The sequence below is a fragment of the Microbacterium umsixpiens genome (genome assembly GCF_053543675.1).
On sequence record NZ_JBLVOH010000014.1, the window covers coordinates 50,491 to 51,210 of the forward strand.

The 720-nt window shown below is 63.5% G+C and carries 4 tRNA genes; 3 read left to right on the plus strand and 1 reads right to left on the minus strand.

The annotated features are described in order from the left end of the window. Nucleotides 1-9: 9 nt before the first annotated feature. Nucleotides 10-85 (minus strand) — tRNA-Val (locus tag ACNPM4_RS01385). A gap of 151 nt (nt 86-236) precedes the next feature. On the opposite strand from ACNPM4_RS01385, the gene ACNPM4_RS01390 reads away from it, so the two are divergent. The 3 genes from ACNPM4_RS01390 to ACNPM4_RS01400 all read left to right on the plus strand — a co-directional run bounded on the left by ACNPM4_RS01390 (nt 237) and on the right by ACNPM4_RS01400 (nt 533). Further along, nucleotides 237-309, plus strand: a tRNA-Gly gene (locus ACNPM4_RS01390). Between the two features lie 54 nt (nt 310-363). Continuing rightward, a tRNA-Cys gene (locus ACNPM4_RS01395) sits at nt 364-434 on the plus strand. A 27-nt stretch (nt 435-461) separates the two neighbouring features. Beyond that, a tRNA-Val gene (locus ACNPM4_RS01400) sits at nt 462-533 on the plus strand. Nucleotides 534-720: the final 187 nt, after the last annotated feature.

Genomic DNA, 720 nt, shown 5'->3' on the forward strand with positions numbered 1-720 from the left:
GCGCTTCTCTGGTGGGCGATACCGGACTCGAACCGATGACCTCTTCCGTGTGAAGGAAGCGCGCTACCAACTGCGCCAATCGCCCATACCCGTGGGGTACGTCAACCGATACTACCCGACGCTCAGAGGCCGTACGGACCACTCTGTGAGACACGCGCGAGATTCGCTGCGGGTTTGGCGGAGGGGGAATCTTCGGCTAATGTTTCATGAGTGCCCGGGACAACCGGGAACGAAATGCGGATGTAGCGCAGTTGGTAGCGCACAACCTTGCCAAGGTTGGGGTCGCGAGTTCGAGTCTCGTCATCCGCTCGAGTGCAGAGGGTCTTCTTCGGAAGACTCTTCGCACGTGGGGTCAATCCACACGGTGGCGTGGCCGAGCGGCTAGGCACCGGCCTGCAAAGCCGTTTACACGGGTTCGAATCCCGTCGCCACCTCACGGTAAAACTGAATAGCCCCAACGGGCGCGATTGGCGCAGCGGTAGCGCGCTTCCCTGACACGGAAGAGGTCACTGGTTCGATCCCAGTATCGCGCACAGACAAACCCCCGGTCTTCCGGGGGTTTTTTCGTGCCCGGGAGCTGCTGCCCGGGCGTGCCCCTCGACGGATCGGTTCACCTGTCGGACGGATTCCCTGGGCGGCGGCCGTAGCACGGCGCTTCTCCCGACGGGTGTGCACGCTCCCTACGGGCGTACCGGCGGACACCTGATCCCGGCGACTCGG